Origin of the sequence: Streptomyces sp. NBC_00454 (genome assembly GCF_041434015.1) — a bacterium.
Classification (GTDB): Bacteria; Actinomycetota; Actinomycetes; order Streptomycetales; family Streptomycetaceae; genus Streptomyces.
The window spans coordinates 1,844,391-1,868,010 of sequence record NZ_CP107907.1 but is presented as its reverse complement, the minus strand read 5'-3'; the positions used below and the strand labels follow the sequence as shown (position 1 = coordinate 1,868,010).

22 protein-coding genes are annotated in these 23,620 nt (G+C 73.7%); 13 read left to right on the top strand and 9 right to left on the bottom strand.

What is annotated here, in order from left to right; all coding sequences use genetic code 11:
- Positions 1-13: 13 nt before the first annotated feature.
- A complete protein-coding gene (locus OHU74_RS08665) occupies positions 14-1,006 on the top strand; it encodes a DUF3068 domain-containing protein (protein ID WP_371615341.1) in 993 nt (330 codons plus the stop codon).
- Here the strand turns inward: OHU74_RS08665 and OHU74_RS08660 are convergent.
- Both OHU74_RS08660 and OHU74_RS08655 read right to left on the bottom strand, forming a co-directional pair.
- Positions 996-3,701, bottom strand: a complete 2,706-nt coding sequence (locus OHU74_RS08660) for an ATP-dependent RNA helicase (protein WP_371615340.1) — start codon at positions 3,699-3,701, stop codon at positions 996-998. The two genes, OHU74_RS08665 and OHU74_RS08660, sit on opposite strands and share 11 nt — an antisense overlap.
- Before the next feature lie 4 nt (positions 3,702-3,705).
- On the bottom strand, positions 3,706-4,554 hold the full coding sequence (locus OHU74_RS08655) for a class I SAM-dependent methyltransferase (RefSeq protein WP_330295829.1): 849 nt from the start codon (positions 4,552-4,554) through the stop codon (positions 3,706-3,708).
- Positions 4,555-4,923: 369 nt separating this feature from the next.
- Between OHU74_RS08655 and rpsA the strand changes: the two genes are divergently transcribed.
- From rpsA to OHU74_RS08635, 4 genes are all read left to right on the top strand, one after another.
- The gene (gene rpsA, locus OHU74_RS08650; RefSeq protein ID WP_243338283.1) at positions 4,924-6,441 is read left to right on the top strand and encodes a 30S ribosomal protein S1; all 1,518 of its coding nucleotides are present in this window, start codon (positions 4,924-4,926) and stop codon (positions 6,439-6,441) included.
- Between the two features lie 234 nt (positions 6,442-6,675).
- The gene (locus OHU74_RS08645) at positions 6,676-7,614 is read left to right on the top strand and encodes a PAC2 family protein (RefSeq protein ID WP_371615339.1); all 939 of its coding nucleotides are present in this window, start codon (positions 6,676-6,678) and stop codon (positions 7,612-7,614) included.
- A 92-nt stretch (positions 7,615-7,706) separates the two neighbouring features.
- Positions 7,707-8,339: a dephospho-CoA kinase gene (gene coaE / locus OHU74_RS08640; protein WP_371615338.1), complete on the top strand. Its 633-nt coding sequence runs from the start codon at positions 7,707-7,709 to the stop codon at positions 8,337-8,339.
- A gap of 70 nt (positions 8,340-8,409) precedes the next feature.
- Positions 8,410-8,799 (top strand): tetratricopeptide repeat protein, encoded by a 390-nt coding sequence (locus tag OHU74_RS08635; protein ID WP_371615337.1) that lies wholly within the window; start codon positions 8,410-8,412, stop codon positions 8,797-8,799.
- Between the two features lie 14 nt (positions 8,800-8,813).
- On the opposite strand, the gene OHU74_RS08630 is transcribed toward OHU74_RS08635, so the two are convergent.
- Positions 8,814-9,071, bottom strand: coding sequence for a DUF6343 family protein (locus OHU74_RS08630; RefSeq protein WP_371615336.1), 258 nt, complete (start codon positions 9,069-9,071; stop codon positions 8,814-8,816).
- 253 nt (positions 9,072-9,324) lie between these two features.
- Between OHU74_RS08630 and OHU74_RS08625 the strand changes: the two genes are divergently transcribed.
- Positions 9,325-12,153, top strand: a complete 2,829-nt coding sequence (locus OHU74_RS08625; protein WP_371615335.1) for an SNF2-related protein — start codon at positions 9,325-9,327, stop codon at positions 12,151-12,153.
- Entirely contained in the window at positions 12,150-13,358 is a 1,209-nt protein-coding gene (locus OHU74_RS08620) for an SWIM zinc finger family protein (protein ID WP_371615334.1), read from the top strand. The genes OHU74_RS08625 and OHU74_RS08620 overlap by 4 nt, the downstream gene beginning before the upstream one ends.
- Here the strand turns inward: OHU74_RS08620 and OHU74_RS08615 are convergent.
- Positions 13,339-13,884 carry a hypothetical protein gene (locus OHU74_RS08615; protein ID WP_371615333.1) on the bottom strand — a complete coding sequence of 182 codons (546 nt, stop codon included), beginning with the start codon at positions 13,882-13,884 and terminating at the stop codon, positions 13,339-13,341. The genes OHU74_RS08620 and OHU74_RS08615 overlap by 20 nt on opposite strands.
- A 127-nt stretch (positions 13,885-14,011) precedes the next feature.
- Here OHU74_RS08615 and OHU74_RS08610 point away from each other — a divergent pair, with 127 nt between their 5' ends.
- Positions 14,012-14,728, top strand: coding sequence for a chaplin (locus tag OHU74_RS08610; RefSeq protein ID WP_371615332.1), 717 nt, complete (start codon positions 14,012-14,014; stop codon positions 14,726-14,728).
- Here the strand turns inward: OHU74_RS08610 and OHU74_RS08605 are convergent.
- Positions 14,721-15,398: a DUF2293 domain-containing protein gene (locus OHU74_RS08605; RefSeq protein ID WP_371615331.1), complete on the bottom strand. Its 678-nt coding sequence runs from the start codon at positions 15,396-15,398 to the stop codon at positions 14,721-14,723. The genes OHU74_RS08610 and OHU74_RS08605 overlap by 8 nt on opposite strands.
- Positions 15,399-15,538: 140 nt before the next feature.
- On the opposite strand from OHU74_RS08605, the gene OHU74_RS08600 reads away from it, so the two are divergent.
- Complete coding sequence (locus OHU74_RS08600; RefSeq protein ID WP_371615330.1) at positions 15,539-15,928, top strand: cupin domain-containing protein; 390 nt, start codon at positions 15,539-15,541, stop codon at positions 15,926-15,928.
- 31 nt (positions 15,929-15,959) lie between these two features.
- Here the strand turns inward: OHU74_RS08600 and OHU74_RS08595 are convergent, their stop codons facing one another.
- A complete protein-coding gene (locus OHU74_RS08595) occupies positions 15,960-17,405 on the bottom strand; it encodes a WGR domain-containing protein (RefSeq protein WP_371615329.1) in 1,446 nt (481 codons plus the stop codon).
- A 91-nt stretch (positions 17,406-17,496) separates the two neighbouring features.
- On the opposite strand from OHU74_RS08595, the gene OHU74_RS08590 reads away from it, so the two are divergent.
- Together OHU74_RS08590 and OHU74_RS08585 are read left to right on the top strand one after the other, a co-directional pair.
- Positions 17,497-18,141 (top strand): uridine kinase, encoded by a 645-nt coding sequence (locus tag OHU74_RS08590; protein WP_371615328.1) that lies wholly within the window; start codon positions 17,497-17,499, stop codon positions 18,139-18,141.
- 165 nt (positions 18,142-18,306) lie between these two features.
- On the top strand, positions 18,307-18,957 hold the full coding sequence (locus OHU74_RS08585; RefSeq protein ID WP_371615327.1) for a hypothetical protein: 651 nt from the start codon (positions 18,307-18,309) through the stop codon (positions 18,955-18,957).
- 15 nt (positions 18,958-18,972) lie between these two features.
- Here OHU74_RS08585 and OHU74_RS08580 read toward each other — a convergent pair whose 3' ends face one another.
- Together OHU74_RS08580 and OHU74_RS08575 are read right to left on the bottom strand one after the other, a co-directional pair.
- Positions 18,973-19,905: a carbohydrate kinase family protein gene (locus tag OHU74_RS08580; protein WP_371615326.1), complete on the bottom strand. Its 933-nt coding sequence runs from the start codon at positions 19,903-19,905 to the stop codon at positions 18,973-18,975.
- Entirely contained in the window at positions 19,902-20,810 is a 909-nt protein-coding gene (locus OHU74_RS08575) for a pseudouridine-5'-phosphate glycosidase (RefSeq protein WP_371615325.1), read from the bottom strand. The genes OHU74_RS08580 and OHU74_RS08575 overlap by 4 nt, the downstream gene beginning before the upstream one ends.
- A 178-nt stretch (positions 20,811-20,988) precedes the next feature.
- Here OHU74_RS08575 and OHU74_RS08570 point away from each other — a divergent pair, with 178 nt between their 5' ends.
- Together OHU74_RS08570 and OHU74_RS08565 are read left to right on the top strand one after the other, a co-directional pair.
- A complete protein-coding gene (locus tag OHU74_RS08570) occupies positions 20,989-21,855 on the top strand; it encodes a class I SAM-dependent methyltransferase (RefSeq protein WP_371615324.1) in 867 nt (288 codons plus the stop codon).
- A gap of 6 nt (positions 21,856-21,861) precedes the next feature.
- A complete protein-coding gene (locus tag OHU74_RS08565; RefSeq protein WP_371615323.1) occupies positions 21,862-22,299 on the top strand; it encodes a cupin domain-containing protein in 438 nt (145 codons plus the stop codon).
- On the opposite strand, the gene OHU74_RS08560 is transcribed toward OHU74_RS08565, so the two are convergent.
- Positions 22,293-23,594, bottom strand: coding sequence for an MFS transporter (locus OHU74_RS08560; RefSeq protein ID WP_371615322.1), 1,302 nt, complete (start codon positions 23,592-23,594; stop codon positions 22,293-22,295). The two genes, OHU74_RS08565 and OHU74_RS08560, sit on opposite strands and share 7 nt — an antisense overlap.
- Positions 23,595-23,620: the final 26 nt, after the last annotated feature.

The window sequence follows — 23,620 nt, the reverse complement described above, 5'->3', positions numbered from 1 at the left end:
GGAGGGCCCGGCCATGCGACGCAGAGCAAGCCTCGTCCTGCTAGCCGTAGCCGTGTTCCTGGCAGCACTCTCACCGCTGCTGCGCTGGTACGCGTACCCCAGGCTCGCGAAGATCCCGCCGAACCAGTACCAGGAGATGGTGCTGGAGGCGAAGGACGCGACCCTCGTCGATTACTCCACCCTGCAGCCGAAGAAGGTCGACAAGGTCACCATCGTCCAGACCCTCAAGGGCAACGTCGAGGCGTCCAAGGAGATCGAGGCCAGCGCCGGCAAGGACGTGGTGGTCTGGGACACACTCAGCTACATCATGGGCCCGGACGGGAAGATGGTCTCGCAGATACCCGAGCGCTACATCTTCGACGCCCACTCCCAGGACCCGGTGCACGCCACCGGCGAGATGGTGGACGGGGACCCGGTCAAGCGCGAGGGCATCGAGTTCAAGTGGCCCTTCTTCACCGAGCCGCGCGACTACCTCTACTTCGACGCGCAGACCCGTAGCTCCTCGCCCATCCACTACGTCGGACCGCGCAAGTTCAAGGGCATGGACGTCTACTACTACGAGCAGACCGTCCCCTGGACGAAGGTCGCGCTGCCGAAGAAGATGCCGATCGAGGGCATCGACCCGGCGACCTTCGAGCAGGTCACCGGAACCAGCATGTGGTACACGGTCAAGGCGATGTTCTGGGTCGACCCGGTGACCGGCGCGCCCGTCAACGCCGAGCAGCAGATCCAGCAGGAGATGCGCGGCGGCAGCATCGCGGGCAGTGCGCCCGACGGCAAGCTGACCGTCTTCGCGGGGGACGTGAAGATCCGCGAGGACTACAGCGACGCCACCGTCGCCCTGGTCAAGTCGAACCGGACCAAGGTGCTCGCGCTGCACACGTACGCGCCGATCGGCCTGGCGGCCGCCGGGCTGGTGCTGTTCGGACTCGCGCTGTGGCTGGAAGCGCGCGGCCGGCGGCCCGAGGAGGACCAGGCCGTCCAGGGGCAGCCGTTCAGCGCCTGAGCCGGGCGTTGGTGTGCCGGGTGGGCTCGGCGGTCGCCGGGTCCTCCGGCCACGGGTGCTTGGGGTAGCGTCCGCGCAGCTCGGCGCGGACGGCGCGGTAGCCGCCCTGCCAGAACGACGCGAGGTCGGCGGTGACGGCGGCCGGCCGGCCGGCGGGGGACAGCAGGTGGATGAGTACGGGTACCCCCGCGATCCGGGGGGTCTCGGCCAGTCCGAACAGCTCCTGGAGCTTCACGGCGAGTACGGGCTGCCCGTGCTCGGAGGCGTAGTCGACGCGGATCCGGGAGCCGCTGGGCACCTCGATCCGCTCCGGAGCCAGCTCGTCGAGCCGGGAGGCCTCGCCCGTGGCCCAGGGCAGCAGCCGGTTCAGCGCCTGCCCGGCTTCGATCCGGCCGAGGTCGGAGCGGCGGCGGGCCCGCGACAGCTCGGGTTCCAGCCAGTCGTCGGCGCGCTCCAGCAGGGCGGAGTCGTCGGACACGTCGGGCCAGGCGCCGCCGAGGGTGCGGTGCAGGAAGCCGAGCCGGGCCCGGAGGGCTTGTGAGTCCGGGGTCCAGCGCAGCAGGCCGAGCCCCTCGGTGCGCAGGCCTTCGAGCAGGGCGGCCCTGACCAGGGCCCGGTCGGGGTCGCGCAGGGGCCGTGCGGCCAGCTCGATGGCGCCGAGCCGTTCCACGGAGCGGGCGACGAGGTCTCCGGCCTCCCAGTGCACCTCTTCGCCCGCGCGCAGCAGGTGGTCCGCGGCTGCTCGGGCGGTGTCCTCGTCGATGAGGGCGGCGAGCCGGACGCGGGCGGACGCGGAGTGCGGGGGCCTGTCGGCCACGGCTACGGCGAGCCAGGGTGCGCTGCGCAGGCCTGAGCCTTCGCCGAGCTCGGCGGCGGTGCCGGAGGCCATGAGGAAGGCCCCCTGGCCCTTGGCTTTCGCCACGCGCTCCGGGAACGCCAGGGCTGCGACGAGCCCGGCGGCGGCGTCGTCGGGGAGGTTGCTTTCCCCCACCCCGCCCCTTCCCGAAACCGGGCTCTGCCCGGACCCGGCCCTCAAACGCCGGGCGGGCTGGAAATGCCGCTGCGCGGCATCATCCAGCCCCGCCGGCGTTTGAGGCGCGGGGTCCGGGGCGGAGCCCCGGGAATCGGGAAGGGGCGGGGTGGGGGAGGGCCCCGCAGGGGTGCCTTCGGCGGCGGCGCGCTCCAGGCGGCGGGCTTCGGCGCGCCAGCGCGGCGCGTAGGCGTCGGTGCCCTGGCGGGCCGACCGCCAGGCCGCCGCCAGGTCGTCCCCGTACTCCCGCGGCGGCTCCTCGCTCAGCAGCGCCACCAGTTCCGCCGCCCGCCGGGGGCCCAGCGCGGCGGAGCCGTCCAGCAGGGCGCGGGCGAGGCGCGGGTGCAGGCCCAGGCGGGCCATCCGCAGCCCGCGCGGGGTCGGCCGGCCCGCCGGGGTCACCGCGCCCACCGCGAGGAGTACCTCCCGGGCCGCCGCCATCGCTCCGGCCGGTGGCGGGTCGAGCAGCGCGAGCCCGGCCGCGTCGGGGTCGCCCCAGCAGGCGGCCTGGAGGGCGAACTGCGCGAGGTCCGCGATCCGGATCTCGGGGGAGGGGAAGGAGGGGAGCCGGCCGTCCTCGGCTTCGGCCCAGCAGCGGTACACCGTGCCCGGGGCCTCGCGCCCGGCGCGGCCGGCGCGCTGGCGTCCGGCCGCGCGGGAGGCCCGTACGGTCGCCAGCGCGCCCAGGCCCCGCGCGTGGTCGACCCGGGGTTCGCGGGCGAGTCCCGAGTCGACGACGATCCGTACGCCGGGGACGGTCAGGCTGGATTCCGCGACGGCGGTGGACAGGATGACCCGGCGGTGGTCGGCCGGGGACAGGGCCGCGTCCTGGACGGCGGCGGGGGCGCGGCCGTGGATCTGGAGGACCTCCGCGTCGGCGCCGGCGAGCTGACCTGCGACCCGGGCGATCTCGCCGACTCCGGGGAGGAAGCACAGGACGTCGCCGGAACGTTCCGCCAGCGCCCGCCGCACCACCGAGGCCACGTGCGTCAGCTGAGCCGGATCCACCCGCATCCCGTGCGGCGGCCGCACCGGCTTGGCCGGTGGGGCCCAGACCGTCTCCACCGGGTACGAGATTCCCGCGGCCTCCACCACGGGGGCGCCGCCCGGGCTGCCCCGACCGAGAACCCGCGACCATCCGGCCGCGTCGGTGGTCGCCGAGGCCGCGAGGAGCCGTAGCTCCGGGCGCAGGTTTTCCCGTACGTCCAGGAGGAAGGCGGCGACGGTGTCGGCGTCCAGGTGCCGCTCGTGGCATTCGTCCAGGACCACCAGGTCGACGCCGGTCAGTTCCTGGTCCCGCTGGAGGCGCTGGAGCAGGACCCCGGTGGTCACGACCTCGACCACCGTGTGAGGGCCGGCCACCCGCTCGCCGCGCACCGTGAAGCCCACCGAGGCGCCGACCTGCTCGCCCAGTAGCCAGGCCATCCGCCGGGCCGCGGCGCGGGCCGCGATCCGGCGGGGCTCGGCGACCACGACCCGGCGGCGCGGGCCGCCCCCCACCAGCCCCGCCAGCACCAGGGGCACCAGCGTGGTCTTGCCGGTGCCGGGCGGGGCGCACAGGACGGCGGTGCCGTGGGCGTCCAGCGCGGCGACGAGCGCGGGCACCGCTTCCCGTACGGGAAGGGAGTCGAGCTCGGCCGTGCGGGGTGTGGGCGTGCGCGTCATGCGCTCAGTCTCGCTCGCAGACGAAGATCGCCGTGCCGGGGATCAGGTTGCCGCGCAGCGGGGACCAGCCGCCCCACTCCTGGCTGTTCCAGGCGGGCCACTCCGGCTCGACCAGGTCGATCAGGCGGAAACCGCCCGCGACCACGTCCCGTACCCGGTCGCCGAGGGTGCGGTGGTGCTCCACATATACGGCGGCGCCCTCCTCGTCCTGCTCGACGTAGGGGGTCCGGTCGAAGTAGGAGGCGGCGACGGAGAGCCCCTCGGGGCCGGGCTCGTCGGGGAAGGCCCAGCGGATGGGGTGGGTGACGGAGAAGACCCAGCGGCCGCCGGGGCGCAGGACGCGGCGCACCTCGCGCATGACGTTCACGGGGTCGGCGACGAAGGGGACGGCCCCGTACGCGGAGCAGGCGAGGTCGAAGGAGCCGTCGCGGAAGGGGAGCCTTCCGGCGTCGGCCTCGACCAGGGGGACGTCATCGCCGATGCGCAGGGCGTGCTGGAGCTGGCGGTGGGAGAGGTCCAGGGCGACGGGCCGGGCGCCCTGGGCGGCCAGCCAGCGCGAGCACTGGGCGGCGCCGGCGCCGATTTCCAGGACGTCCTTGCCCTTGAGGGCGGCGGCGGGGCCCAGGAGGGCGGCCTCGGCCTCGTCCAGGCCCTCGGGACCCCAGACGAAGCGGTCGTCGCCGAGGAAGGCGCCGTGCTCGCTCTGGTACTCGTCGGCGTTGCGGTCCCACCAGCCCCGGCTGGCCCGGCTGCTCTCCGCTTCCCCCGCGTCACGGCGGGTGGCCTCGGCGTCGTCCCCGGCGTCCGTTCCGGCTTCGTACGCTTCTTCGGGGGCGTAGTCCTCTTGGTTCATGGGGCCCGTCGTCGTAGTCTGCGAATGTCTGGCGAATGTCTGCGAAAAGTGGGCTGGAGGGGCCATCGGCGCCCGCCTGCCCACGAATTGTGCCGGTAATGCGGCGATCCGCCCGGGGTGTGCGCCTTCGCGCATTGACCCTGTCCGGCTGCCCCCGTATGCTACAAGTTGCGCTGCGAGCCTGTGCTCCTCAGACCTAGCAGGCTGCGCTTGTATCTGTTGATGACCCCTCGGTTTTCGAGGCCCCCACCCCGCGTTTCGCGGAACTGGGGCTTCCTTGGCTGTCCGGCTTCTTCGGCAGATGCCGATAAGGGCTCCCGGCGTAGCAGTACCTACGACTTTCTGTCCGTAACCGGAGCCCTTACCCACATGACGAGCAGCACCGAGACCACCGCCACCACCCCGCAGGTTGCGGTCAACGACATCGGTGACGAGGCAGCGTTCCTCGCCGCGATCGACGAGACGATCAAGTACTTCAACGACGGCGACATCGTCGACGGCGTCATCGTGAAGGTCGACCGTGACGAGGTTCTCCTCGACATCGGTTACAAGACCGAGGGCGTCATCCCGAGCCGCGAGCTCTCGATCAAGCACGATGTCGACCCGAACGAGGTCGTCAAGGTCGGCGACGAGATCGAGGCTCTTGTTCTCCAGAAGGAGGACAAGGAAGGCCGTCTGATCCTGTCCAAGAAGCGTGCGCAGTACGAGCGCGCCTGGGGCACGATCGAGAAGATCAAGGAAGAAGACGGCATCGTCACCGGTACCGTCATCGAGGTCGTCAAGGGTGGTCTCATCCTCGACATCGGCCTCCGTGGCTTCCTTCCGGCTTCCCTCGTCGAGATGCGTCGCGTTCGCGACCTCCAGCCCTACGTGGGCAAGGAGCTCGAGGCGAAGATCATCGAGCTGGACAAGAACCGCAACAACGTGGTCCTGTCCCGCCGTGCCTGGCTCGAGCAGACCCAGTCCGAGGTTCGCCAGACGTTCCTCACCACCCTGCAGAAGGGTCAGGTCCGCTCCGGCGTCGTTTCCTCGATCGTCAACTTCGGTGCCTTCGTGGACCTGGGTGGCGTCGACGGTCTCGTCCACGTCTCCGAGCTGTCCTGGAAGCACATCGACCACCCGTCCGAGGTTGTCGAGGTCGGCCAGGAAGTCACCGTCGAGGTCCTCGACGTCGACATGGACCGCGAGCGTGTCTCCCTGTCGCTGAAGGCGACGCAGGAAGACCCGTGGCAGCAGTTCGCCCGGACGCACCAGATCGGTCAGGTCGTCCCGGGTAAGGTCACCAAGCTGGTTCCGTTCGGTGCGTTCGTCCGCGTGGACGAGGGCATCGAGGGTCTGGTCCACATCTCCGAGCTGGCCGAGCGCCACGTGGAGATCCCGGAGCAGGTCGTCCAGGTCAACGACGAGATCTTCGTCAAGGTCATCGACATCGACCTCGAGCGTCGCCGGATCTCGCTGTCCCTGAAGCAGGCCAACGAGTCCTTCGGTGCCGACCCGGCCTCGGTCGAGTTCGACCCGACCCTCTACGGTATGGCTGCCTCGTACGACGACGCGGGCAACTACATCTACCCCGAGGGCTTCGACCCCGAGACCAACGACTGGCTCGAGGGCTTCGACAAGCAGCGCGAAGCCTGGGAGGGCCAGTACGCCGAGGCGCAGACGCGCTTCGAGCAGCACCAGGCCCAGGTCATCAAGAGCCGCGAGGCCGACGAGGCCGCCGCTGCCGAGGGTGCGGCCGCTCCGGCCGCCGGCAGCAGCAGCAGCGCCGGTGCGGGCATCTCGGGTGGTTCGTACTCCTCCGAGGGTGCGGACGAGACCTCTGGCGCCCTGGCGTCGGACGAGGCCCTGGCCGCGCTCCGCGAGAAGCTGGCCGGCGGCCAGAGCTGATCGCAGCAGCGCAGCCTCAGCGCGAGCTGAGCTGAGTTGATGTTCAACGGTGAGGCCCGTCCCCTTCGGGGGGCGGGCCTCACCGCGTTGTACGGGCCCGGCACGGAAGGCCGTACGAGAGCACGCGGGAACCCGACGGTTCCGCGCGAGTTCCCGCGAATACGGCCAACTGGGGAATGGTGACGGTCCCTTGGACGTTCTTGGCAGAGAACGCGGCGAGGAGGAGTGGTGACGGTGCTTGATCCACAGGGTTTGTACGAATGGGACGCCAAGGGCCTGGCGGTGGCCGACCTGGCGCTTGCCCAGGACTCGGCCGGGCTGGTCATGCTCTACCACTTCGAGGGGTACATCGACGCGGGTGAGGCGGGCGAGCAGATCGTCGAGCGACTGCTCGACACGCTGCCCCACCAGGTCGTGGCCCGTTTCGACGCGGACCGCCTGGTCGACTACCGGGCGCGCCGCCCGCTGCTGACCTTCCAGCGCGACCACTGGACCGACTTCGAGGAGCCCCTCCTGGAGGTGCGCCTCGTCCAGGACGCCACGGGCGCGCCGTTCCTGCTGCTGTCCGGCCCCGAGCCGGACGTGGAGTGGGAGCGCTTCGCCGTCGCCGTCCGCCAGATCGTCGAGCGCCTGGGCGTGCGGCTCTCCGTGAACTTCCACGGCATCCCCATGGGCGTTCCGCACACCCGGCCCGTCGGGATCACCCCGCACGGCAACCGGACCGACCTCATGCCGGGCCACCGCAGCCCCTTCGACGAGGCGCAGGTACCGGGCAGCGCGGAATCGCTGGTGGAGTTCCGCCTCGGCCAGTGGGGACACGACGTACTGGGCGTGGCCGCCCACGTACCGCACTACGTGGCGCGCTCCCCGTATCCGGACGCCGCGCTGACGGCCCTGGAGGCGATCACGGCCGCGACCGGACTGGTCCTTCCGGCGGTCGCGCACGGCCTGCGCACCGAGGCCCACCGCACCCAGACGGAGATCGACCGGCAGATCCGGGAGGGCGACGAGGAGCTGGTCAGCCTGGTGCAGGGGCTGGAGCACCAGTACGACGCGGCGGCCGGAGCCGAAACCCGGGGCAACATGATCGCGGAGCCCGCGGAGATCCCCTCGGCGGACGAGATCGGGCGCGAGTTCGAGCGCTTCCTGGCGGAGCGCGAGGGCGACGCCTGACGGCTCCCGGCCGGCGGCTCTCGGCTTGACGCCGGCTCCTTGCGGCCCGGGGGCTGTACGGGCTCCACGGCGCGGGGGTTAGTCTGCCGAGCATGTTGAAAGTTGGTCTGACAGGCGGAATCGGCGCCGGCAAGAGCGAGGTCTCGCGACTGCTGGCGGGGTACGGGGCGGTCGTGGTGGACGCCGACCGGATCGCGCGGGAGGTCGTGGAGCCGGGCACACCGGGGCTCGAGGCCGTCGTCGCGGCCTTCGGGGAGTCCGTGCTGGGCGCGGACGGGGCGCTGGACCGGCCGAAGCTGGGGTCCATCGTCTTCGCCGACCCGCAGAAGCTGCGGATCCTCAACGGGATCGTGCACCCCCTGGTCGGGGCCCGGTCCGCCGAGCTGGAAGCAGCCGCCGTGGCCGCGGGACCGGACGCGATCGTGGTGCACGACGTACCGCTGCTCGCGGAGAACGGGCTCGCCCCGCTGTACGACCTGGTCGTGGTGGTGGACGCGGCGCCCGACACCCAGCTGGCCCGGCTGACCGCACTGCGCGGGATGGCCGAGGAGGAGGCACGGGCCCGGATGGCCGCGCAGGCCACCCGGGAACAGCGACTGGCCGTGGCCACGCTCGTCATCGACAACGACGGGCCGCTGGAGGCGCTGGAGCCGCAGGTGCGCAAGGTGTGGGAGGAACTCACGGCGCGGGCGGCGGCGGTGCCGGGCTCCGGCGCCGGCGCATGAAGCGGGCGCCCGCGGAATAGCGGGCGGGGCGGGGGGCGTTGAACGCGCCTGTAGAGGGAAGGAACAGACCGTGTCCGACACCACGCCGCAGCTCCCGTCGCCGTCTCCGTCGCCCGAGACGCACGTCATCGACTACCGGGCCGCCGAGCAGCTGCTCGCCGCCCGGGACCCGCGTGGCGCGGTGAAGCTGCTCGACTCGGTCATAGCCGCCCACCCGGAGAACACGGCGGCCCGGCTGCTGCGCGCCCGGGCCTTCTTCGCGGCGGCCCAGCTGCGTCCGGCGGCGCTGGAATTCGAGCTGGTGCTGGAGCGGGAGCCGGACAACGCGTTCGCCCACTTCGCGCTGGCCCGCACCCACCAGCGCGCGGGCCGACCGGTGCAGGCCCGCAAGCACTTCCGGCTGGCGGCGGCCCTGGACCCGCAGCCGGACTACCTGGCGGCGGCCCGCTTCGACGAATAGGCCCGCGGTAGGCGCTACCGCCTCGGGGGCTCGTACGGGGGGATCTCCGGGCCCGGCTGGTAGTGCGGGCCCTGGTGGATGTGGTGGAGCACGACGGCCAGATCCACCGCGGCGAGCACGGTGACGGCCGCGCAGACGGCCGCCCACCCGGGCCGCTCGGCGAGCGAGAACACCGCGGCCCCGGCGGCGGACCAGATCATCCCCCACACGCTCAGCCACAACCGCAACCGCAGCGGACTGCGCGCGGTCACCGGCTCGTTTCCGCTTCGCATGACCATCGCCTCACCTCCATGGTCCCACTGGGGCAAATTTCAGCCTCGCCGGCGTTTGAGGCGCGGGGTCCGGGGCGGAGCCCCGGGGGTCCGGGCAGCGCCCGGGGAACGGTGGAAGGGCGGGGAGGGGCAAGCCCCGCGCAGCGGCCCGGCCACCGGCAAACACGCAGCTCAGCCGCATTGTCAGTGCCCGCACCTAGACTCGACGGCAGACGGGATTCGTCTGATCCGATCGCGAGGGGGAGGGAGCGCCATGACCACGCGAACACCGGCGGAGCCATCCGCACTGCTCCGCCATGCCGCCGTGTTCCTCCCCGCCGCCGTCCCCCGGGAGAGCCGCGTCGCCTTCTGGGCCCCCGAAGGCGACCCCCTGCCCGAGACGGGCGGCTCGCCGCAGCCGCTCACCGTGGTCCGCCCGCACGGTGAGGGCGTCCGCAGCCGGACCGTGCCGGCCGTCACGCTGACGGTCACCGCCGCTCTGCCCCTGCTCGTCCGCGCGGTCCGCAGCCCCGCCGCTCATCCCGCGACCCGGGCCTGGGGGACCGCTGCCGTGCAGGCTCTCACCCTGGTGGCCCGCGGCCGCCTGCTGCCCGGACTGACCCCCGAGGGCATGGACGCCTGGCGGGCCGGTCCCCTGGACGCCGAGGACATCGGGTATCTGCGGGCCGTGGCCGCGGCCCTGCCCCACGAGGGGTACGCCACCCCGCTCGCCGGCCGCCGCCCACTGCACCTGCCCGAACCGGAGGCGCTGGTCCGGGCGTTCCTCGACGCCGTCGCCGACAGCCTGCCCCGTACCCCGGCGGCGCCCTTCGCCGCGGGCCGCCCGTTCGCCGCCCGGGAGCCGCAGCACGTTCCGGGGATACAGGAGTGGGCGGCACAGGTCGCCTCCGGGGCCGACACCGGGGTCGGCATCTCGCTCCGCCTCGACCTGTCGTCCTTCCGGCTCTTCGACGAGGCGGAGGGTGAGGACACCAGGCGCGCCGGAGCCGCCGTGGTGCAGGTGCACAGCCTCGCCGACCCGACCCTGGTCACGGACGCCTCGACGCTGTGGGCGGGCGCCGCCGCGGCCGGCTTCGGCCCCCGCGCCCGGATCGACGCCGTGCTCGCGCTGCGCCGGGCGGGCCGGGTGTGGCCGCCGCTGCTGCGGCTGCTGGACCAGCCGGTCCCCGATGTCCTGGCCCTGTCGGATCCCGAGCTCGAAGACCTGCTGGGCCGGGCCGCGATCCGGCTGGCGGAGGCCGGGGTCCTGGTCCACTGGCCGCGCGACCTGGCCCGTACGCTCACCGCCAGCGCGGTCGTCCGGTCCACCGCGCCCGGTTCCGCCACCGACGGCACCGCCTTCTTCGATGCCCAGCAGCTCTTCGCCTTCTCCTGGGAGCTGGCGCTCGGCGGCGACCGCCTCACCCCGGGGGAGATGGACGCCCTCGCGCAGGCCCACCGGCCCGTGGTGCGGCTGCGCGACCAGTGGGTGCGGGTCGATCCGGAGCTGGTGCGCAAGGCGCGCAAGCGCGAGCTGGGGCTGCTGGACCCGGTGGACGCGCTGGCCACCGTACTGACGGGTACGGCCGAGGTGGACGGGGAGCAGGTGGCCGCGGTCCCGGTCGGGGCGCTGGCCGCGCTGCGGGAGCGGCTGACCGGGGAGCTGGCCCCGCTGCCCCAGCCGGCCGCGCTCAAGGCCACCCTGCGCGACTACCAGGCCCGTGGCCTGGCCTGGCTGGACCTGATGACCTCGCTGGGTCTGGGCGGTTGCCTCGCCGACGACATGGGCCTGGGCAAGACGGTCACCCTGATCGCGCTCCACCTGCACCGCGACCGTCCCGAGCCGACGCTCGTCGTCTGTCCGGCCTCGCTCCTGGGCAACTGGCAGCGGGAGATCGAGAGGTTCGCGCCCGGTACCCCGGTGCGCCGTTTCCACGGGGCCGGCCGCAGCCTCGAGGGGCTGGAGGGCGGATTCGTCCTCACTACGTACGGGACCATGCGCGCGGGAGCGGCCCGGCTGGCCGAGCAGCCGTGGGGCATGGTCGTCGCCGACGAGGCCCAGCACGTCAAGAATCCGCATTCGGCGACCGCCAAGGCGCTGCGCACCATCCCGGCTCCGGCGCGGGTGGCGCTGACCGGTACCCCCGTGGAGAACAACCTGTCCGAGCTGTGGGCGCTCCTCGACTGGACCACGCCGGGGCTGCTGGGGCCGCTCACCGCGTTCCGGGCCCGGCACGCCCGGCCCGTGGAGCACCAGAGCGAGGAGGACGGCGGCAACGAGGCAGCGGTCGCCCGACTGGCCGCGCTGGTACGGCCGTTCCTGCTGCGGCGCAAGAAGTCCGATCCGGGCATCGCGCCCGAGCTGCCGCCGAAGACGGAGACCGACCACCCGGTGTCCCTCACCCGCGAGCAGGTCTCCCTCTACCAGGCGGCGGTGGACGAGGCGATGGCCGTGATCGGGGCGAGCGAGGGCATCGAGCGGCGCGGCATGATCATGAAGCTGCTGGGCTCGCTCAAGCAGATCTGCAACCACCCGGCGCAGTATTTGAAAGAAGAGCAGCCCCGGATCGCGCACCGTTCCGGGAAGCTGGCCCTGCTGGACGAGCTGCTCGACACGATCCTCGCCGAGGGCGGCTCGGTGCTGGTCTTCACCCAGTACGTGACGATGGCCCGGATCATCGACCGGCATCTCGCCGCGCGCGGGATCTCCCGTCAACTGCTGCACGGCGGGACGCCGGTGGCCCGTCGCGAGGAGCTCGTGGACCGGTTCCAGGCGGGCGAGAGCCCGGTCTTCCTGCTGTCCCTCAAGGCGGCGGGCACCGGTCTCAACCTGACCCGGGCCGGCCATGTCATCCACTACGACCGCTGGTGGAACCCGGCCGTCGAGGAGCAGGCCACCGACCGCGCCTACCGCATCGGCCAGACCCAGCCCGTCCAGGTCCACCGGATCATCGCCGAAGGCACCGTGGAGGACCGGATCGCCGAAATGCTGGAGGCCAAGCGGGCGCTGGCCGATGCCGTGCTCGGCTCCGGCGAATCGGCGCTGACCGAGCTGACCGACCGCGAGCTGGCCGACCTCGTCTCCCTGCGCAGGCCCGTGTGATCACCGCGCGGGACGACCGCCGCCGCACCTTCGAGACCGTGCCGCCCGGGGTGGAGGCCGTCAGCTGGTGGGGCCGGGCCTGGGTGGCGGCCCTCGAAGCCGGGGCCCGCGACGGGGGCCGCCTGGCCCGGGGGCGTACCTACGCGGCCGAGGGCCACGTCGACGCCGTCACCATCACGCCCGGCCGGATCGTGGCCTACGTACGGGGCAGCCGGCCGCGCCCGTACCGCACCGAGCTGTCCTTGCCGGCCTTCGCGGACGCCGAATGGCGCGAGCTCCTGGAGTCGGTCGCGGCCGACCCGACGGCGCTCGCCGCGCTGCTGGAGCGGGAGGTCCCCGAGTCGCTCGCGGAGTCCGTCCTGCCCGGGGCGGGCGAGCTCGTGGCGCGCTGCTCCTGCCCGGACGTCGCCCGCCCGCCGTGCAAGCACGCGGCCGCGCTCTGCTACCGGGCGGCCCGCCTCCTGGACTCCGACCCGTTCGTGCTCCTGCTGCTGCGCGGCCGGGGCGAGCGGGAGCTCCTGGAGGAGCTCACCCGTCGCAACGCCGCCCATGCCGCGCGCGAACAGCCCGACACCGCACCGGACTTCCCCGGTGTGCCGGCCCGGGCCGCGCTCGCCCGCGCCGCCGTGGCGCTGCTGCCCGCCCCGCTCGCCGCCCCCGCCGCGGTCGGGCTGCCGCCCGCCTATCCGGCCGATCCCGCCGCTCCGGATCCGCTGGCCCTGGACCAGCTCGCCGGGGACGCGGCCGCCCGCGCCCTGGCCCTGCTCACCACCGGCGAGGATCCCCTCGGCGGCCTGACCCGCTGGCAGGACGCGGTCCGGCTGGCATCGGCGCACCACACCGCCGGGCTCACCGGCGCCGCCCGCGTGCTCTACCGGGACCTGGCCCGCGCCACGGGGCGCAGCACCACCGACCTCGCCCGGGGCGCGGCGGCCTGGCGTCAGGGCGGACTGCCCGCGCTGATCGCGCTGGAGGAGCCGTGGGATCCGCCGGCCGGCCCCTTCGACCGGGCCCGTCCGGTGCTCCTCGCCGCAGCCCAGGGTTCCTTCCGCCCCGACCGCAACCGCCTCACGGCCGCCACCCGCCAGCTCCGCCTGGGCCGCGATTCCCTCTGGTACGCCTACGAGTCGGGGCCGGGTCCGGACGACGACTGGTGGCCCACGGGCCGGCCTTCCCCGGATCCGCTCACGGCGCTCCGGCGCTGAGCCCTGCCGCCCAGCTGTTCAGGGTGGCGAAGTCGGCGGTGCGCAGGCCCTGTCGGGGGTGGATGCGCAGGAGCAGGGCCGGGGCCGGGTGGTGGGCCCGGACCCAGGCGCGGTCGCGGGGGGTGATCATGTCGTCCACCCAGGCGAAGGGCCGGCCGGCCGCCCAGTCGACGAGGTGGCGGGTCTTCCAGGAGAGGCCGTCGGGGTCGGCGGCGAAGAGTTCCGGCCATTCGATGACGGGAAGATCAGCGGGAAGTCCTATGTGCGGGGCGATCATCGTGTTGGCCTCGTGGGTCCAGGCGGTGGCCCAGGTGAGTTCGTAGGGCAGGGCCAGCAGGCGGGCGCCGTGGGTGGGGTGGAGGCGTACGCGCGCGCCCCGTCGGGCGCGGCGGGAACCCGGTGTGCGGTAGGACATCCAGACGGTCGGCCACATCCGGTGACCGGTGTATCCGCGCAGACCGGCGAGGCGGGACTTGAACGGATTGAGGGGGCCGTCGACGTCGAGGAGCAGCAGGGGGCGAGTCATGAAGTAGGGATTACCCAGTACACGATGGAGTGAAATGCCTACTGGCTCTATAACCCGAACGGGTTTACCGCGTTGTTTCCGGTACGGGCGGAACGCTCGTGGATCCCTCCGGAAGGCAGGAAAACTGATGCGTCACAGTCGTCGGAATGGCTTGATCGCGGCGGTGGTTGCGGGCGGTGGACTGGCGGTCGCGGGGGTGGGCGGCTTCGCCTACGCCGATGCGGACGCGGGCGGGCGGGCGGAGCGCTCGCCGGGGCTGCTGTCGGGGAACCTGGTGCAACTGCCGGTGCACACCCCGGTGAACGTGTGCGGGAACACGGTGAGCGTGGTCGGCGTGCTCAACTCGGCGGCCGGGAACCGGTGCGCCAACGGGGCCCCGGGTGGCGGCGGGCATCCCGGGAATGCCGGGCCGGGGTCCTCGCATCCGTCGTCCCGGTCCTCGCACTCCTCGAAACCCGGCGCCGGAAACGGTGCGGGCAACGGGGTCGGCAGAGGCGCGGGAGCGGGCGCAGAGGGTCGCGGAAAGGATTCTCCGGGGCTGCTGTCCGGCAACGGGCTCCAACTGCCGGTGGACGTACCCGTGAACATCAGCGGCAATTCGGTGAGCGTCGTCGGCGTCGGCAACTCCGCCGTGGGCAACACCTCCGTCAACGGCCGGCCCCCGAGCGGCGGCAAGCCCGCCCAGCCGCCGGCCACCGTGCGGCCCGTCACCCCGCCGGCGCCGCCGCAGGGCCCCGTGGCGCTCGCCCACACCGGCGCCGAAGGCATCGGCTACCTCCTGTCCGGCGGCGGAGCCCTGATGCTGGGCGGTGTGCTCCTCTACCGGCGCTTCCGCCTCAACTAGCCTTCCGCTGAGCCGCGTCGGCCCCGGCCCGCCAGCCGTCGAGGATCGCGTCGATCCGGGGTGCCAGGCGGGCCCGTGCCGCGAACCTCGGCAGGCCGCTCATCAGCAGGGCGTCGTACTCGGTGTCGAGGTGGCGCACGGCCGCCCGTACCGCGGCCGAGACGGCCGGCTCGTCCAGGGCCCGGCCGGCCGCGCTGCGCCCCACCCGGCCGCTGCCGCGCAGCGAGGCGTGTGCGGCGATGGCCCGTGCCCGCTCCGCCGGGCAGCCGGGGAACAGCCGCAGGATCTCGGCGGCGAAGGCGGCCGTGAAGCGGATGTCCTCGGCGGCCCGGCGCAGCCGGTCGCGCTCCCGGCGCCGGGCCCGTGCGTCGGCGTCCGCGAGGCAGGCCCGCTCCGCACGGGCGAGGGCGGACTCCTCGACGAGGAGGCCCTGGCGCTCGTAGCGCCGCCGGCTCCGGTGGAAGCGGACCACGACGGCGGAGAGCGAACTGGCCCGGTGGGCCCGGCGGGTCAGGGCCGCGTCGCCGCGCGGCAGGTAGACGAGGTGTCCGAGGTCGGCGCAGTCGAGGCAGCGGGGGACGCCGGCCTCGCGGACGAGGTGGCGGAGCGGGCCCTGCCTGCACTGCGCGCAGTGGATCTGCTTCATCGACTCGAAAACGACCAGACTCATGACGATGTGATACCGCCGTCCGGGCCGTATATCACCTTGTACGTATGGGTGATTGCCCTTTCACAGAGCCTTACCCGACCTCGTGATGTTCTTCTACCGTGAGTCGAGTGGTCCGCGGCGGGCGCATGGAGGAGGAACACATGGGTGGACGGCAGGCGACGGTACGACGCCCGAAGGCGGCGGACCGGCGCTTCAAGGAGGGGGCCGCCTCCGACCTCGTGGCGAGAGAGATCGCCATAGAGCCGGGGGGCTGCACCGGCTGGCATTACCACCAGGTCCCGCTGATAGCGGTGGTCAAGTCCGGGACCCTGACCCGGATTCTGCACGACGGCACGGTCGAGGTGCACCGCACCGGCACCAGCTTCGTCGAACCGGCCGGAATCCAGCACGTCCACCTCGGCCGCAACCTCGGGTCGGAGCCGGTCGTGCTCTGCGTGACCGCCGCCCTCGCCGAGGACGCCCCCTTCGCGCTGCCCGCCGATGCCCCGCCCGGGGCCACACCGTGTGCGTGCCCCACGCGTACCCGGTGAACCGGCCCGCCGCGGGCAACCCGCGAACCGGTCAGACCAGCCGGCGAATCTCCCCGCGCACGCGGTAGAACCCTCCCGAAGCCGGGTGCAGCCCGTCCACCACGTACCGCGCGCCGGCCTCCCGGATCCCGCGCGGGAACTGCACGTTCCACGAGGGCTCGAAGCCTCCCGACACCACCTGGACGCGCATCCGGCCGCCCTGCTGCACGCATTCGACGACCACGCCGCCGGCGGGCACCGATGCCACCGTCACCGTCGCCACCGCGGCGGGAGTCGCGGCCGGGGTGAAGACGGGCAGGGCGGCCGCCGACTTCACGTCCACCGCTCTGGGCACCGAACCCTGCCGGGCCGCGGCGATCGCGGCCTCGCTCGCGTCCACGCACACCAGCGACCCGTCCGTGGTCACCAGGTACAGCCGCTCGTCCAGATACTGCATGGACAGGGCGGACCCGCTGCCCGTGCTCAGCTTCCACAGCCGCCGCCCGTCGGCGTCGAAGCAGTACACCGAGGAGGCGAGGTCGCCGGCGAAGACGTGCCGGCCGTCCGGCGAGGTGGCGCACGAGTACACCGCCGCGTCGCACCGGTACGAGGCCTCGAGCGCGCCCGTGGCCTTCGACAGCCGCTGCACGGTGTTGCGGCCGGTCCCCGCGTACACCGCGTGGTCCTCCTGCCAGCCGAAGAGCACCGCTCCGTCGGTCTGGGTGTGCCACAACTGCCCGCCGCCGTCCGGCGCGTAGGCCGTGACGCCCTTGCTGTGGCCGTGGTAGACGGCGTGCTCGTCCGCGCGCACCATCCACGCGTTGTTTCCGGACGAGCGCCGCGACCACTGGAACTCGTCCTCGTGGTCGATGACCGTCAGCCCACCGCCGTGGTCGGCGACGTTCAGCACGCCCTCGTGGATGTCGAGCCAGAAGATGTCCACGTCGGCGGCGATGTCGTACGCCCCGAACGGGACCTTCGACGACAGGTCGTAGACCGTGCCGTCGTCACAGCCCGCGTAGATCCAGAACTCGTCCGCCACCAGGCACTTCACCCCGTCCGGCAGCGAATAGCGGGCCAGCACCTCGCCGCCGTGGCTCAGGGTGTAGACGTCGCCGGCCTGGTTGCCGACCCAGCAGCGGTCCTCGTCCACGTGGATCCCGAAGGCCGCCGAACCCGTACGGAACCGCCACAGCACCGGGGCCGTCGCGCGCGCCGTGGAGGGCGCCGAGGTCACCTGGCGGCGCGTCACCGACCGGGCCGCGCGGCCGCCCTGCACCGCCGGGGCGTAGCCCTTGCGGATCTTCTCGCCGACCTTCTTCGCCGCGGCCGCCCGCGCCTTCTCGATGGTGGGGAAGGAGGAGTTCTGGAGCTGGCCGTCCGCGCCGATGCGCCCGTACCGCACGGACACGGCGGTGCCGCTCACGGTCACCTCGTAGAACTTGTGGGCCCCGCCGTCGTCCTGCGACAGCTCCAGATACGTCGTCTCGGCAGCCATGACAGACCCCTCCCCAAGGCCGGGCCCCCGGCCCCTGTGCGCCGGTGATCCCTCGTGAAAAACGTTAGGGGCCACCACTGACAATGGGTCCGTGCAGCTGGAAGCGATCACATGGCAGCGGATGGCCGAGCGGCTCGCCGGTCACCTCGAAAAGGGCGCGGGCGAAGGGGCCTGGCGCAGGGTGTGCGTCGACGGCGCCCCCGCCGCCCGCACCGGCGTGCTCGCGGAGGAACTCGCCGGGGCGCTGCGCCTGCGCGGCAGCGCGGTCCAGGTGGTGGCGGCCGAGGGGTTCCTGCGTCCGGCCTCCCTGCGCTTCGAGTTCGGCCGCGAGGACGTGGACTCGTACCTCGGCGGCTGGTACGACACGGCCGCGCTCTGGCGGGAGGTCTTCGGCCCGACCGACCCCGGCGGCACCGGCCGGGTGCTGCCCGACCTCTGGGACCCGGTGACCGACCGGGCGACCCGCAGCCCCTACGTCGAACTCCCGCCCGGCGGCGTGCTGATCGTGCACGGCCCGCTGCTCCTCGGGCACTGGTTCCCCTTCGACCTCAGCGTCCACATCAGCCTCTCCCCGGGCGCGCTGGCCCGCCGCACCGAGGAGTCCGCCCGCTGGACCCTGCCCGCCTTCGCGCGCTACGAGGCCGAGACCGGCCCGGCGGCCCTGGCCGATGTCCTGGTCCGGGCCGACGACCCGCGCCACCCCGCCTGGACGGGGCTCACCGGCCCCACGGGCTGACCTCCGGGCCCCCGCTCCGTCACGGACGTCCGGGATCCGCAACAGCGCCATCGCGGCTCCGTGACGAAGCGGTTTTGGCCATCGCCGCGGCCGGAACCGGGCGTTACGTTGACGTCACGCTTCGACGGCAGCCACCCGGTGGCGCCTTGGCAGAGGGAGACGGCAATGAGCGGACGCGGCAACGGGGTTCAGGGTCCGAGACGGCTGCGGCAGCAGGCCTTCGCCGCCGCTCTGGTGCTCTGCGGGACCCTGGCCCTCACGGCCTGCAACGCAGACGACGGCGACGCGGGAGCCGGAGCGGGCCCCGCCGGAACGGCGCCCGGCGCGAGCGCGGCGACCCCTTCGGCCCCTTCCGCCCCGACCGGCACGGCGAAGCCGTCCACGTCCGCCGCGGCGTCGTCGAAGAAGCCGTCCCCGACCGCCACCGCCCCGGTCAAGCCGAAGCCGCCCGCCCCCGGGCCCACCTGCGCCACCCCCAAGGACCTGGTCTCGCCGAACGAGTTCGCCGTCGACCGCTACACCCCCGAGGGCGGCTCCTACGCCCTGATCGGCAAGCACGGCCACTGGGGCTGCGTCGTGCCGGGTGGCGTGACCCCCTTCGTGACCGTCGGCGAGGAAACCTTCATCCCCATCGCCGAAGACGCCAAGATCGGCGCCCACGCCCCGATCCTCTCCGGCTCCGTGAACAAGCCGATCACCACGCACGAGCTCACCTCGTGGCTGGAAACCCACCCGAACAAGGGCCTGGTGTTCCACTACAACCTGAACCCCGCCGGTGTGATCGACACCCTCGGCCAGGAGGAGTACAGCTCCTGACCGCCGCTCCCGCCGCTACGGCCGCCCGCCCAACCGCGTCACGGCCCGCGCCGCCGCCCGGCACCCGGCCCCGGCGGCCCACGCGGTGCCCGCGCCGGCCAGCCGGGCCGCGAGGAAGGCGCCGGTGAACGCGTCCCCGGCGCCCGTGGTGTCCACCGCCTCGGCGGTCTCGGCGGCGACCTCGGCCGTCACCCGGCCGTCCTCGGCGATCAAGGCGCCGGCCGCGCCCCGGGTGACCACCACCAGCGGCACCAGCCGGCTCAGCTCCGCCGCCGCCCGGGCGACCCCGCCCGGTCCGGCCGGTCCGGGCAGGCCCGCCAGCAGCAGGGCCTCGTCCTCGTTCGGCAGGAGTACGCCGGCCCCCGCCACGGCATCGAGGAAGCGCCGCGGACCCAAGGCGGCCAGGAACCCCGCCGAGGCCGGGTCCACGCTCACCGGCACCTTCCGCGCGCGGGCCGCCCGTAGCGCCACCAGGGCCAGCTCCCGGCTGGTGTCGGCGAAGAACAGATAACCCGACAGGTGGAGATGGGCGACACCGTCCAGCAGCCCGGGCGCCCAGTCGGCGGGGGAGAGCCGCAGTGCGGCCCCGCTGTCGGTCAGGAAGGTCCGCTCCGCGTCCTTGCCGACCAGGGCGACCACCGTGCCCGTGGGCTCGGTGGGGTCGGTCACCAGGCTCGGCCGCACCCCAGCGTCGAGCAGCGCCTGCTCGTGCCAGCGCGCCGATTCGGCGCCCACCCGCGCGAGGAGCCGTACCTCCGCCGCCCCCGTACGGGCCGCCCAGCAGGCCGCGTTGGCCCCGGCGCCGCCCGGCAGGGTACGGATCCGGGCGGGGGTGTCGGTGCCCGGAGCCAGCGGTTCCGTGTGCACCGCCACCACGTCCGTCACCACGTCCCCGACGACGAGCAGGGCGCCGACTGGGGCGACCCGGTCTCCGCCCGAGCCGCTCACGGCCGGGCCGCCCAGGCCCGCGCGATCCGGGCCCCGAGGCGCACGTTGCCCCGTACCGCCGCCAGGTTGGCCTCCAGCGAGGCCCCGCCCGTCGCGCGCACCAGGTACCCCAGCAGGAACGGAGTCACCGCCTGCCCCGTGATCCCCCGCTCGGCGCACGCCGACAGGGCCTCGGCCAGCACCCGGTCGTGCAGCTCGGGATCCAACTGCTCGTCCCGTGAAACCGGGTTGGCGACGAGCAGCGCCGACTGCGTCCCCCCGAGGGCGTCCTGGGCGGCCATCACCGCGGCCACCTCCTCCGGTCGGTGCACCGTCCAGTCCACCGGCTCGCCGGAGTCGGCCAGGTAGAACCCGGGGAAGCGGTCCGTCCCGTACCCGAGCACCCCCACCCCCAGCGTCTCCAGCCGCTGCAGCGTCGCCGGCACGTCCAGGATCGACTTCACCCCCGCGCACACCACCGTGATCCGGGTCCGGGCCAGCAGCGACAGGTCCGCGGACTCGTCCTGCGACCGCGTCCACTCCCGGTGTACGCCGCCCAGCCCGCCGGTGGCGAACACCCGCAGCCCGGCCCGCGCGGCGAGGAAGGCCGTCGCGGAGACCGTCGTCGCGCCGGTGGCCCCGGTCGCCAGAGCGGGGGCCAGATCCCGGTGGCCGAGCTTGCGCACGCCCTCGCCGCTCGCGATCCGCTCCAGCCGCGCCTTGTCGAGCCCGGCGTACGCCACCCCGTCGATTACCGCGATCGTCGCCGGCACGGCCCCCTCCGAGCGGACCAGCTCCTCCAGTTCGGCGCCGACCTCCAGGTTCCGCGGGCGGGGCAGGCCGTGCGCGAGGATCGTCGACTCGAGCGCCACGACGGGCGCTCTGCGGTCGAGCGCCTCGCGCACCTCCTCAGACAGGACGGGCACCCCGTACGAGGAGGGCGAGCCAGTTGGCGAGCCAGATGGCGAGGCCGATGGCGAGGCCGGGGCCGATGACGGGGCTGCTGTTGTGTGCTGTGACATGTCCCCATCCCTGGCACGGGATTCGGGCCCCCAAACGCACGGACCCCGCACCGGCCCGAACCTGTCCGGGTAGCGTTCCCGCATGAGCCTCAAGGACCTGCGCGGGTTCTACGACGAACTCGCCGACCGGTACGACCTCATGTACGCGGACTGGCAGGCGGGCATCACCCGTCAGGGCGCCGCCCTGGACGCCCTGCTCACCGCCGCCCTGGGCCCCGGCCCGCACCGGATCCTCGACAGCGCATGCGGCATCGGCACCCAGGCCCTCGGTCTGGCCGCCCTGGGCCACCGGGTCACCGGCACCGACCTGAGCCCCGGCGCCGTGGCCCGCGCAGCCCGGGAGGCGGAGGCGCGCGGGCTCGCGCTGCCCGTGGCGGCCGCCGACATGCGGGCGCTGCCCTTCCCCGGGGGCTCCTTCGACGCCGTGGTCTGCGCCGACAACGCCCTGCCGCACCTGCTGACGGCCGGCGAGGTGACGGCCGCCCTGGCCGAAATGGGGCGGGTGCTGCGCCCCGGCGGCCTGCTGCTCCTGTCGACCCGCCCGTACGGGGAACTGCGCCGGTCCCGGCCCCTGAGCGATCCCCCGAGGGTGCGGACCGACCCGGACGGGCAGCGGACCATCACCTTCCAGCTGTGGCACTGGCATGCCGACGGGGCCCGCTACGACCTGGAGTTCTTCCAGCTGCTGCCCACCGGGGCCACCTGGACCACCCAGGTCTCGCGCACCACGTACTGGGCCCTGCCGGAGGAGGAGACCGCGGCCTTCGCGGCGGCCGCGGGGTTCGTGGACCCGGTGTGGCACGACCCCGCGGCCACCGGATTCCACCAGCCGGTGCTCGGTGCCCGACGACCCAGTGCCGCGTCGGGCACTGGACAGGGTGACGCGCGGCGGGGGCGCGCGGTGGACGCTCTGGTCACCCCGGGGTGCGGTGCGCCCGGATTAGGCTGACGCGCCATGAGCACCAGTGACCACGGCGACGTCCCCGTCCCCGTCCCCGTCCCCGTCCCCGTCCCCGCCTCCGATTCCCCTTCGGCCCCCGCACCCGCTTCCTTCGCCGTCTCCGTACCGGACCTCCCGGACGCCGAGCTGGAGGCGGAGGAGCTCGACCCGGCGCAGATCGTCTCGGGCGAGCCCGTCGTCACGGGCAAGGTGCTGTGGGAGGCCGTGGACGGTTCCCAGGTGCGCGGGATCTGGCAGATCACCCCGGGCGTGGTCACCGACACCGAGGCCAACGAACTGTTCGTGGTGGTCAGCGGCCGCGCCACCATCGAGGTGGAGGGCGGCGCGACCCTGGAGGTCGGCCCCGGCTCGGCCTGCGTGCTGCGCGAGGGCGACAAGACCACCTGGACCGTCCACGAGACGCTCCGCAAGGCCTACCACATCAGCTACTGAGCGGCGGAGGCCTTCACCGGATGGCGGCGCGAGGTGAACAGCGCGAGCGCCGCCATCGGCAGCAGCAGGGCGGCGCCGACCACGTTGAGCCAGCCGTAGCCGGCCTGGGACATGACCAGACCCGCGGCCGCGCCGCCGATCCCGGCGGCCGTGTTCATCGTGAGGTCGCCCAGGCCCTGTACGGCGGCACGCGCGGCCTGCGGCACCGAGTCCGTCAGCAGCGCCGAGCCGGACACCATGCCGGCGGACCAGCCGAGGCCGAGCAGGAAGAGCCCGGCGGCGCTCTGGGCGTGGCTGGGGCCGGCCGTGCCCGCGAGCAGCGCGGCGACCGACAGCAGCCCGGCCGCCAGGCCGATCACGGTCAGCCGGCCGAGCCGGTCGGCGAGCCAGCCCATCACCGGCGAGAAGGCGAACATGCCGGCGATGTGCCCGCTGATGACCAGGCCGATGAGCTGGAGGCCGGCTCCGTGGTGGCCCAGGTCGACCGGTGTCATCACCATGATCGAGACCATCGTGGTGTGTGACACCGCGATGGTGAGCAGCGCGAGCCGGGCCCTGGGTGAGGCCTTGACCGCCGCGAATCCGGCGCGCAGCGAGCGCGCGGCCGCGGTCTGCTCCGCGGGCCCGGCCAGGGCCCGCGCCGTCAGCAGGGGGTCCGGGCGCAGGAATACGGCGATCAGCGCGGCCGTGAGCACGAAGACGGCGCCGGCCCAGACGAAGGGGCCCGCGGTCTGCGGTACGGAGGTGCCCGCGAAGCTGCGGCTGGCGGGGGCGGAGAGGTTGGGGCCGAGCACCGCACCGAGGGTGGAGGCCCAGACGACCACCGAGATCGCGCGGGCCCGGCGGTCGGGCTCGGCGAGGTCGGCGGCGGCGAAGCGGGCCTGGAGGTTGGCCGAGGAGGCGGCTCCGAAGGCGGCCATGCCGAGCATCAGGAGCGGGAAGCTCTTCACCGAGGCGGCGAGGACCACGAGGGCCGCGCCGGTGGCGCCGATCAGATAGGCGAGGACCAGGCCGGGCCGGCGGCCGCGCCGGGTCATCAGCGCGGCGAGCGGCAGCGAGACCAGGGCCGTGCCGATCACGGCGGCGGTCGACGCGAAACCGGACAGTGACTCCGTCCCGCTGATCTCGGTCGCCAGCACCGGGGCCAGGGCGATGCTGATGGGCACGCCGACGCCGCCCAGGATCTGTCCGGCGATCAGCACGCCGGTGGTGCGGCGCCGCAGCCGGGGCAGATCGGCGGGGGTGACCGGCGGGGCCGGCGGCCGGCCGGTACCGGGTATCGCAGGAGTAGTCACTGCCGCAGTTTCCCACCCCTTACCGG

Bases quoted from the DNA above. Each gene is read 5' to 3' on its own strand.
- OHU74_RS08570 (WP_371615324.1), top strand. From the start codon at position 20,989: ATGAGCCTCAAGGACCTGCGCGGGTTCTACGACGAACTCGCCGACCGG.
- OHU74_RS08630 (WP_371615336.1), bottom strand. From the start codon at position 9,071: ATGCGAAGCGGAAACGAGCCGGTGACCGCGCGCAGTCCGCTGCGGTTG.
- OHU74_RS08610 (WP_371615332.1), top strand. From the start codon at position 14,012: ATGCGTCACAGTCGTCGGAATGGCTTGATCGCGGCGGTGGTTGCGGGC.
- rpsA (WP_243338283.1), top strand. From the start codon at position 4,924: ATGACGAGCAGCACCGAGACCACCGCCACCACCCCGCAGGTTGCGGTC.
- coaE (WP_371615338.1), top strand. From the start codon at position 7,707: ATGTTGAAAGTTGGTCTGACAGGCGGAATCGGCGCCGGCAAGAGCGAG.
- OHU74_RS08655 (WP_330295829.1), bottom strand. From the start codon at position 4,554: ATGAACCAAGAGGACTACGCCCCCGAAGAAGCGTACGAAGCCGGAACG.
- OHU74_RS08615 (WP_371615333.1), bottom strand. From the start codon at position 13,884: ATGACTCGCCCCCTGCTGCTCCTCGACGTCGACGGCCCCCTCAATCCG.
- OHU74_RS08660 (WP_371615340.1), bottom strand. From the start codon at position 3,701: ATGACGCGCACGCCCACACCCCGCACGGCCGAGCTCGACTCCCTTCCC.
- OHU74_RS08565 (WP_371615323.1), top strand. From the start codon at position 21,862: ATGAGCACCAGTGACCACGGCGACGTCCCCGTCCCCGTCCCCGTCCCC.
- OHU74_RS08665 (WP_371615341.1), top strand. From the start codon at position 14: ATGCGACGCAGAGCAAGCCTCGTCCTGCTAGCCGTAGCCGTGTTCCTG.
- OHU74_RS08605 (WP_371615331.1), bottom strand. From the start codon at position 15,398: ATGAGTCTGGTCGTTTTCGAGTCGATGAAGCAGATCCACTGCGCGCAG.
- OHU74_RS08585 (WP_371615327.1), top strand. From the start codon at position 18,307: ATGAGCGGACGCGGCAACGGGGTTCAGGGTCCGAGACGGCTGCGGCAG.
- OHU74_RS08595 (WP_371615329.1), bottom strand. From the start codon at position 17,405: ATGGCTGCCGAGACGACGTATCTGGAGCTGTCGCAGGACGACGGCGGG.
- OHU74_RS08625 (WP_371615335.1), top strand. From the start codon at position 9,325: ATGACCACGCGAACACCGGCGGAGCCATCCGCACTGCTCCGCCATGCC.
- OHU74_RS08600 (WP_371615330.1), top strand. From the start codon at position 15,539: ATGGGTGGACGGCAGGCGACGGTACGACGCCCGAAGGCGGCGGACCGG.